General features: G+C 69.7%; 8 protein-coding genes and 1 pseudogene. 4 read left to right on the forward strand and 5 right to left on the reverse strand.

The features are described 5' to 3' along the window. From BN10_RS17555 to ku, 3 genes and pseudogenes are all read right to left on the reverse strand, one after another. Positions 1-255 (reverse strand): annotated as a pseudogene (locus BN10_RS17555) (hypothetical protein); the annotation flags it as partial. 62 nt (positions 256-317) lie between these two features. Next, positions 318-1,175 carry a glycerophosphodiester phosphodiesterase family protein gene (locus BN10_RS14865; protein WP_010852068.1) on the reverse strand — a complete coding sequence of 286 codons (858 nt, stop codon included), beginning with the start codon at positions 1,173-1,175 and terminating at the stop codon, positions 318-320. Between the two features lie 291 nt (positions 1,176-1,466). Continuing rightward, positions 1,467-2,261 carry a non-homologous end joining protein Ku gene (gene ku / locus BN10_RS14870; RefSeq protein ID WP_010852069.1) on the reverse strand — a complete coding sequence of 265 codons (795 nt, stop codon included), beginning with the start codon at positions 2,259-2,261 and terminating at the stop codon, positions 1,467-1,469. A 250-nt stretch (positions 2,262-2,511) separates the two neighbouring features. Here ku and ligD (BN10_RS14875) point away from each other — a divergent pair, with 250 nt between their 5' ends. Both ligD (BN10_RS14875) and ligD (BN10_RS14880) read left to right on the forward strand, forming a co-directional pair. Further along, complete coding sequence (gene ligD / locus BN10_RS14875; protein WP_010852070.1) at positions 2,512-3,462, forward strand: non-homologous end-joining DNA ligase; 951 nt, start codon at positions 2,512-2,514, stop codon at positions 3,460-3,462. Then, positions 3,455-4,351, forward strand: a complete 897-nt coding sequence (gene ligD / locus BN10_RS14880) for a non-homologous end-joining DNA ligase (RefSeq protein WP_010852071.1) — start codon at positions 3,455-3,457, stop codon at positions 4,349-4,351. Before ligD (BN10_RS14875) ends, ligD (BN10_RS14880) begins: the two co-directional genes overlap by 8 nt. A gap of 7 nt (positions 4,352-4,358) precedes the next feature. Here the strand turns inward: ligD (BN10_RS14880) and BN10_RS14885 are convergent, their stop codons facing one another. Together BN10_RS14885 and BN10_RS14890 are read right to left on the reverse strand one after the other, a co-directional pair. Beyond that, positions 4,359-5,015 (reverse strand): response regulator, encoded by a 657-nt coding sequence (locus tag BN10_RS14885; protein WP_010852072.1) that lies wholly within the window; start codon positions 5,013-5,015, stop codon positions 4,359-4,361. Positions 5,016-5,036: 21 nt separating this feature from the next. Then, the gene (locus tag BN10_RS14890; RefSeq protein WP_198014073.1) at positions 5,037-6,245 is read right to left on the reverse strand and encodes a sensor histidine kinase; all 1,209 of its coding nucleotides are present in this window, start codon (positions 6,243-6,245) and stop codon (positions 5,037-5,039) included. 139 nt (positions 6,246-6,384) lie between these two features. Here BN10_RS14890 and BN10_RS14895 point away from each other — a divergent pair, with 139 nt between their 5' ends. Together BN10_RS14895 and BN10_RS14900 are read left to right on the forward strand one after the other, a co-directional pair. Continuing rightward, positions 6,385-7,290 (forward strand): ABC transporter ATP-binding protein, encoded by a 906-nt coding sequence (locus tag BN10_RS14895; RefSeq protein WP_010852074.1) that lies wholly within the window; start codon positions 6,385-6,387, stop codon positions 7,288-7,290. Further along, entirely contained in the window at positions 7,287-8,126 is an 840-nt protein-coding gene (locus BN10_RS14900) for an ABC transporter permease (protein WP_010852075.1), read from the forward strand. The genes BN10_RS14895 and BN10_RS14900 overlap by 4 nt, the downstream gene beginning before the upstream one ends. The last annotated feature ends 237 nt before the right edge of the window (positions 8,127-8,363 follow it).

Here is an 8,363-nt window from a genome sequence, read left to right on the forward strand (position 1 = left end):
GGAGCCGCCGATGATGGCGGTGGCCATCACCGACCGCGTCTCCAGGTAGGCCCAGAAGGTCAGCGCGAACCACAGGAAACTCGTCGTGACGTTCGCGATGAGGGTGTTGCCGAGCAACATCCGGAAGGCGCGGACCGTCGCCGGCCCCCGCTCGACGCCCGGTGGCAGGTGCGCCTCGTGGTGCGGGGCGCCGAGCGGCTCGGGGGGAGCGGTCAGCTCCTCGGGGCCGTCGGGATCGACCGGGATCGGGGACATGGGCTTCACGGTATGCCGCGGCACCGACAGTCCGCCTCCCGATTTCCGGCGATCCCTCGCCGTCAGCGGATCGGTGGCGGCAGCCCCGGTGCGGAGGCGCCGAGCATGCCGCGTGCCCGGTCCGGATAGTTCGTGATCAGCCCGTCGACGCCGAGCGCGATCAGCACCGAGATCCGTTGCGGGTCATCGACCGTCCACGGCACCACCTTGAGCCCCAGCGCATGGGCCTGCTCGATCATCGCGCGCGTCACGATCGTCTCCCGCGGCGAATAGGTCGTCACCCCGGCGACCCCCGCCGCCAACTCGGGCGGGAAGGCGTCGCTCCCGGCCAGGGCCACCAGCGGCCAGGTCGGTTCGAGCAGGTGCACCTCGGTCAGGGTGAGCCAGTCGAAGGATTGGATCATCGTCCGGTCCGCGATCCCCAGCGCGTTGATCTCGTCGACGACGACTCGGACGAACTCCTCGCGCCCGACCGACTCCGCCGCCTTCGCCGGGTCGAACTTGATCTCGATGTCGAACCACACGTCGGGGTCGCCGGCCTCGCGCCACACGGCGACGATGTCGCGCAGTTCGGCCAGCCGGGCCCCGGTCACGACCTCTTGCTCCTCGAACCCGGGATATTGCTGGAAGCCACAGTCGAGAGTCTGCACCTGCGCGAGCGTCAGGGTGAAGATCGCCCGCCCGACGACGTGGTTCGACCCCGTGTCCCGACACTTCGTGCCATCGATGACCCGGTCGTGACTGACCACGACCTTCTTGTCAGCCGTCACCTGGGTGTCGAGTTCCAGCGTGCTCACCCCGAGCGCCAAGGCCTTGCGGTATGCCGCGGGCTGCTCCTCCGTGGTCAACCCCATCCCCCCGCGGTGGGCCTGCAGGTCGAAGGCCATGCCCGGGGTCCGCGTGATGGCCGGTCGTGCCACAGGTGATCCTGACGACGATGGCGAAGCAGAGGTGGGGACCGGCCCGGTCGGTGGGCTCGGTGTCGATGCCGCGCACCCGGCGAGAAGCAGTGCGCAGGCGAGCGCGGCGGCATACCGTGAGCCCATGACTGCGACCGTACGCGAGCCGACGACGCGGCATACGTCTTCCATTCCTGGAGTGCCGCACCCATGTGGTGCCGCCCTGCACGACCACCGAGGCCGAACTCGACGAGGGCTTTGCGATCCTCGATGAGGCGCTCGCCGTCGCGGACTTGTCACATGGCCTGACGGTCAACTGGCCTTTTCGCCCCGGGCCGCTTTGGCCTTCTCGACCGACTTGGCCAGCGCCGCCAACAGGTCGACGACCTCGCCGGACTCCTCGGCTGCGGTGACCGGTGCCTGGACCTCCCCGCCTTCGACCTTGGCCGTCACGAGGGCCTTGAGCGCGATGGCGTAGTCGTCCTCGTACTCATCGGGTTCGAAGTCGCCGGCGAGTTGGTCGATGAGGAGCTTGGCCATGTCGAGCTCGGCCTTGGTTGCGTGCTGCTCCTCGTCGAGGACCGTGAAGTCGGGTTTGCGGATCTCGTCGGGCCAGATCATCGTCTGCATGACGATGACGCCATCACGCACCCGCAGCACGGCCATCGTCATCCGGGTGCGGATCGACACCGTGACGATCGCCATCCGCTTCTCGGATTCCAGGGCATCGCGCAGCAGGACATACGGCTTGGCGGCCGACTTGTCCGGCTCGAGGTAGTAACTCTTGTCGAGCCACATCGGGTCGATCTCGTCGGCAGGCACGAACTTGACGACGCCGATCTCCTTGGAGGTCTTGCTCGGCAGGTCGGCGAAGTCGGAGTCGTCGAGGACGACCATGCCGCCGTCCTCGGTCTCATAGCCCTTGGCGATGTCGTCGAAGGCGACCTGTTTGCCGCATTCGTTGCAGACCCTTTGGTACTTGATCCGGCCGCCGTCCTCCCGATGCACCTGCCGGAACTGCACGTCGTGGTTCTCGGTCGCCGAGTAGAGACGGATCGGCACATTGACCAACCCGAAGGAGACCGCGCCCTTCCAGATCGCACGCATGCCGTCAGTGTTCCCCAAAACGGGGCATCGCGGCATACCTGCTGCCACACTGCGACCGTGTCGGCGGCCTCCTCGGGTCCGGCGGTCAGCGGTCTTGGCCACCTCGGTGTGCGCGTTGACGGTCGGAACCCGATCAAACCCACCTTGAGGTGGCCGGTCGCCAGCGCATGGGCCGACCATCCGGCGCAGGCCGTGGGGGAGAGGCGAGGGCGCGGGGCACATCGCCGCCCGCTCGGGGCAGGATGTGCGCATGAAGCCCATGCTCGCGACGCTCGCCGAGCGGGTCCCCACCGGGCCCGAGTGGGTCCACGAAGTCAAGTGGGACGGGATGCGCGTCCTCGCCGACGTGCGTGCCGGTCGGGTGACTCTGTACGCCCGCAGCGGCAACGACGTGACGGCGAGTTATCCCGAGCTCAGTGGGCTGGGTGAGGACTACGACGACATGCTTCTCGACGGCGAGGTGGTGGCCCTCGATGGTGGACGGCCGAGTTTTGCCGCGCTCGCGGATCGCATGCACGTCAAGGACTCCCGCAAGGCCGCGCGACTGGCGACGGTGCGCCCGGTGACCTTCATGGTCTTCGACCTGCTGCGCCTCTTCGGCCAGGACGTCACCGGCCAGCCGTGGACCGCGCGCCGCGCGCTGCTCGAGAAACTCGACCTCGACTCGCGGCACTGGCAGGTGCCCCCCGTCTTCGACGACGGCGCGCAGTTGCTCGCGGCTACCGCGGACCAGGGGTTGGAGGGCATCGTCTCCAAACGCCGCACCGCCACGTATGCCGCGGGGCGCCGCTCGCCCGACTGGCGCAAGAAGGCACATCGCACGTCCCTGTCGGTCGTCGTCGGCGGGTGGCGGCCGGAGACCGGATCGACCTCACGGTTGGGATCGGTGCTCGTCGGCATCCCCGACGGCGACGGTGGCTGGCGGTATGCCGGTCGCGTGGGTTCCGGACTCGTCGGCGGTGCCGGGAAACGGCTGTCCGAGATCCTGGAACCCCTGCGAGCCAACGCTTCTCCTTTTGCCGATGAGGTGCCGCGTGAGGACTTGGTCGGCACCACGTGGGTGCGTCCGCGGATCGTGGTCGAGGTGAAGAGCCTGGGCTGGGGCGGAGGTGCGGGGGGATCGCGACTGCGGCAACCGGCCTACCTCGGCGTGCGGGCGGACCTGACCCCCGAGGACCTGCAGGAGACCAGCGATGGTTGAGCCGCAGGGGTCGGTGACCCGAGTGGAGGTCGGGGGGCGCACGCTCAAGCTCACGAGCCTGGAGAAGCTGCTCTACCCGTCGACCGAGACGACCAAGGGGGAGGTGCTCAACTACTACGCGACGGTGGCGCCGATCCTGCTGCCGCACATGGCATCTCGGCCGGTGACCCGCGTGCGGTGGCCGCACGGCGTGATCGGCGACTCCTTCTTCGAGAAGAACGTCCCGTCCGGGGTGCCGAGTTGGATCGAGCGGGTGACGATCGACGCGGTGACCTATCCGCTCGTGCCGGACCTGCCGACGTTGACCTATCTGGTCAACCTCAACAGCCTCGAGTTCCACGTGCCCCAATGGACGGTCGATGACGACGGGGAGCGGCAGAATCCCAACCGTCTCGTCATCGACCTCGACCCGGGCAAGCCGGCCGATCTGCACGAGTGCTGCCAGGTGGCGCTGCACCTGAGGGAGCGTCTCGGGGGTCTGGGTCTGGAGCTCTTCCCGGTGACCAGTGGCTCGAAGGGCATGCAGCTCTATGCCTCCTTGGGCGGGGACCTGACGAGCGACCAGGTGCGCGACCTGGCGCAACAGCTCGCCCAGGAGATGACCGCCAAGCACCCCGATCTCGTGCTGTGGAAGATGACCAAGTCCTTGCGGCCGGGCAAGATCTTCCTCGACTGGTCGCAGAACGTCGCGGCCAAGACGACGATCAGCCCCTATTCGTTGCGCGGACGGGACCTGCCCTGTGTCGCGGCCCCGCGCACCTGGGCCGAGGTCGAGGCCGGTGCCGCGGATCGGAGTGCCGTCGAGCAGGTCATGCTCGAGGACATGCTCGACCGGCTCGGCCCCGGCGGCATCGACGAGGGCGGCCGCCTGCTCGCCGACCTGCTCTGAGCAGGGGTCAGAGCTCGGCGTCGCGCACCAGCACGGCCACCTGCAGCCGCGACTCCGCGCCGGTCTTGGCCAGGATGCTCGTGACGTGCGACTTCACGGTGGCGACCGACATGAAGAGCGTGCCCGCGATGTCGGCATTCGACGCCCCACCACCGATGGCCAAGGCGACCTCACGCTCGCGGGCCGTGAGGGCCTCCAAGCGGCGGCGGGCCGTCGCCCGGGCAGCCGAGCCACCAGGGTCCGGGGCCTCGGTGACGGCGGCGATGAGTCGGGCCGTCACCGTGGGCGACAATGTCGGTTCACCACGGCTCACCGCACGGATCGACTCGACGATCCGCTCCGGCGGGGTGTCCTTGAGCAGGAACCCGTCCGCGCCGGCACGCAGGGCGCGATGCACCATCTCGTCGGCATCGAAGGTCGTCAGCATGATCACCCGCGGTCGCACAGCGGCGGCGAGGATCTCGGTGGCGGCTGAGAGCCCGTCGCGCACTGGCATCCGGATGTCCATGAGCACGACGTCCGGTGAGAACCGGCGGACACCGTCGATCGCCTCCTGGCCGTTGGTCGCCTCCCCGACGAGCTCGAGATCCGGCGCGCCGCCCAGGATCATCGACAGCCCCGTGCGCACCATCGGGTCGTCGTCCACGACCAGCACCTTCGTCATGTCATCCCCCTGGGCCCCCACTCACGGAGCCCACGGTAGCCAGACCGCGAGCCGATAGCCGCCCTCGGGTGTGACGCCCTGCTCCAGCCGGCCGCCGGCGAGGGCCACACGCTCGGTCAGGCCGAGCAGGCCGAGCCCAGACGTCGGCAGGGTCGCCGGTGCGGCGACCGGGCGGGCGTTGGTGAGGGTGAGGGTCAGGCCCTCACGCGGATTCCCGGTGAGCCGCACCGTGACTCGCGCTCCCGGCGCGTGCTTGCGAGCGTTGGTCAGGCCCTCCTGCACGATCCGGTATGCCGTGCGCCCCGTCGGCGTGGACGGCACGTCGTCGAGGTGGTCGTCGAGGTCGATCCGCTCGCCGGCCGCTCGAGCCTCGTCGACGAGCCTGACGACATCGGGTAACTCGGGCTGCGGTGGTTCGACGCCCTGACCGTCACCGGACGCGGTGGGGTCGCGGAGCACCCCGAGCACCTCGCGCAGGTCGGCGAGCGCCTGCTCGGCGTTGGAATGGATGATGTCCAGCGCCTGCTCGCGCTCGCCCTCGGGCAGGTCGGACCGATAGCGCAGTGCTCCCGAGTGCAGCGCCACGAGCGAAATCCGGTGCGCGAGAACGTCATGCATCTCTCGGGCGATGCGGGTGCGCTCACCGGACTGCGCTGCGGCCACCCGGGCACGCTGCTCTGCCTCGGCCGTCCTGGCCCGATCGATCCAGGCGCGGGTGACCGCGCGCCGGGAGCCCACGGCATACCCGACGGCGAGATTCACCGCCGTGCCGAGCACGGCGAAGACCGCCTCGAACCACCACGGCCCGGGGGCAAAGACCTCCGGCATGGGTAACGTCCTGAGTGCGAGCAGGCTGACCGCGACGATGACCACGGAGAGGATCGCGAGCTCGCGGGGACGGCGACGGGTCGCCACCGAGACGGCCGCCCAGATGCTCGCGCCGCTCGAGCTGATCGAGAAGAGCGAGATCAGGGCGACCCCGATGGCCGTCGCCATGGGGTGGGTGCGGCGCCAGCGCGCGACGACCCCCAAGGAGACCAGTCCCAGGAGCGGGTCGATCATGACCAGCCGCGCAGTTGCGGCCGTGACCGGCGCCTGCTGCGCGACGAAGAGGGCGACGACGGAGAACCAGAGCAGATAGCCGGTGAGTCCGGCGACCGCGATCCGCCAGAGCAGCCCGAAGCGGCTCACCCGATCGGGGGACCACTCGTTGTCAGGCCTGGTGCTCACTGGGCCACTGTAGGGAGGCGACCTCCGGCCCGGCATCCGACCTTGGTCGTGGGTGGGGCATGGATCTGCGACCAAAGGTGGAGACGCTGCCGACCCTCGGCCGATGCCGGTGGGCACCTGCGCTGGGGAGAGTGGAGCCATGATCCAGATCGAGCACCTCACCAAGCGATACGGCCAGTTCACCGCCGTCGACGACATCACCTTCACGGTCCAGCCCGGGACCGTCGTCGGCTTCCTCGGTCCCAATGGGGCCGGCAAATCCACCGCCCTGCGCATGGTCACCGGGCTCACGCCCCCGACGAGTGGTCGGGCCACCGTCATGGGCCACGCCTACCGTGACCTGCCCAACCCCGGTCGGCACGTCGGCGTCATGCTCGACGCTTCCGCTCAACACTCCGGTCGCACCGGCCGCGAGGTGCTCACCATCGCCGCCCTGCACATGGGCCTGGACAAGGGCCAGGTCGTGACCGCTCTGGAGCGGGTCGGTCTCACCGACGACGAGGCCGGCCGACGGGTGGGCAACTATTCCCTGGGGATGCGTCAGCGACTCGGTCTGGCCGCGGCACTCCTCGGCGACCCGCAGGTGCTCATCCTCGACGAGCCGGCCAACGGCCTGGATCCACAGGGGATCCACTGGATGCGCGGCCTGCTGCGCGACTTCGCCGACGGCGGCGGCACCGTGCTGCTGTCCTCGCACCTGCTCACCGAGGTGCAGGTCATCGCCGACGAGATCGTCATGATCGGTCGCGGCCGGATCGTTGCGCAGGGCACGACGACCGATCTGGTCGGGGCACGCGGCACGAGAGTGGGTGCCGTGGACGCCGCCGCGCTCGACGCCCTGGCCACCGCCCTGCGCGCCCGAGACCTCGACGTCACGTCCTCCGCGGGCGTCCTGCTCGTCAACGCCGCACCGGAGGTCATCGGCCGGGTGGCCCTCGAGGAGCGAGTCGTCCTCACCGAACTGTCAGCCGGCGGCGCCGGATCGCTCGAGGAGATGTTCCTCGAGTTGACCGCCGCCACTTCGCGCGAAGGAGCAGCAGCATGACCACCGTCTGGACCACCGGACTCTCCGACCGATCGACGGCCGGCCCGACGACCGACGACTCGACCGAAACGGCATCGTCGCCCCGCCCGGGCAGCCGGCGATCCCTCGACCCGGCGCCCGCGGCATCGCTGGCCCAACTGGTCCGCATCGAGCTGCGCAAGGCGGTCGACACCCGCGCCGGGCGTTGGCTGCTCATCGTGCTCTGCGTCGTCGTCGTCCTCGCCTGTGGCGCCTTGGCCATCTGGGGCGGGGAGGGCGAGCGCACGGTGACGTCCTACCTGGGCCTGAGCGTGATGCCCATGGCGATCCTGCTGCCGGTGCTCGGGATCATGTCCGCAACCCAGGAGTGGAGCCAGCGGACCGGCCTGACGACCTTCACCCTCGAGCCGCGACGTGGCCGCGTGGTCACCGCCAAGGTGGTCGCCGCCGCCCTGCTCGGCCTGATCGTCATCGCGGTCGTCTTCGCGACCTCGACCCTTCTCGCGCTGACCACCGGCGGCGAACTCAACTTCGGGGCCATCTCCGTGCCGGGCGTGATCCTGATGCTGACGATCTTCGTCCTGCAGGGTGTGGCCTTCGGACTGGCGCTGCTCAACACTCCGCTCGCCATCGTCGGTGCCCTGGTGCTCCCCACGGTGTGGACGATCCTGTCCTCGGCCTTCCCCACCGTGGCCAAGGCCGCCGTCTGGCTCGACCTCAACCAGGTGACCGGCCCCCTCGTCGACGGCAAGATGAACGGCGCGGACTGGGCGCACCTGGCGACCGGTGTCGGCTTCTGGGTCGTGCTGCCATTGGCCATCGGGACCTGGCGCGTCCTCACCCGCGAGGTGAAGTGACCGCCGGACGGTGAGCGAGGCGGCGCGCCGGAACAGGGGTCGGCGCGCCGCTGCCTCCCGTCACGTGCCGGGTGTCCGCAGTCCGCGGGCACCCGGCACCTCTGCATTCGCCGGCGGGGCGTCAGCGGAGAAGAAATGGACCCACAGGTCGCGAAGGAGGGCCACTTCGGCCAAGTGGTGGAAGCGGCATGCGCCTCGGCGAGTTGGGTGAGCGGTTCATCGGCGGGGGGGGGGGGG

The organism is Phycicoccus elongatus Lp2 (assembly GCF_000367525.1).
Taxonomy (GTDB): domain Bacteria; phylum Actinomycetota; class Actinomycetes; order Actinomycetales; family Dermatophilaceae; genus Phycicoccus_A; species Phycicoccus_A elongatus.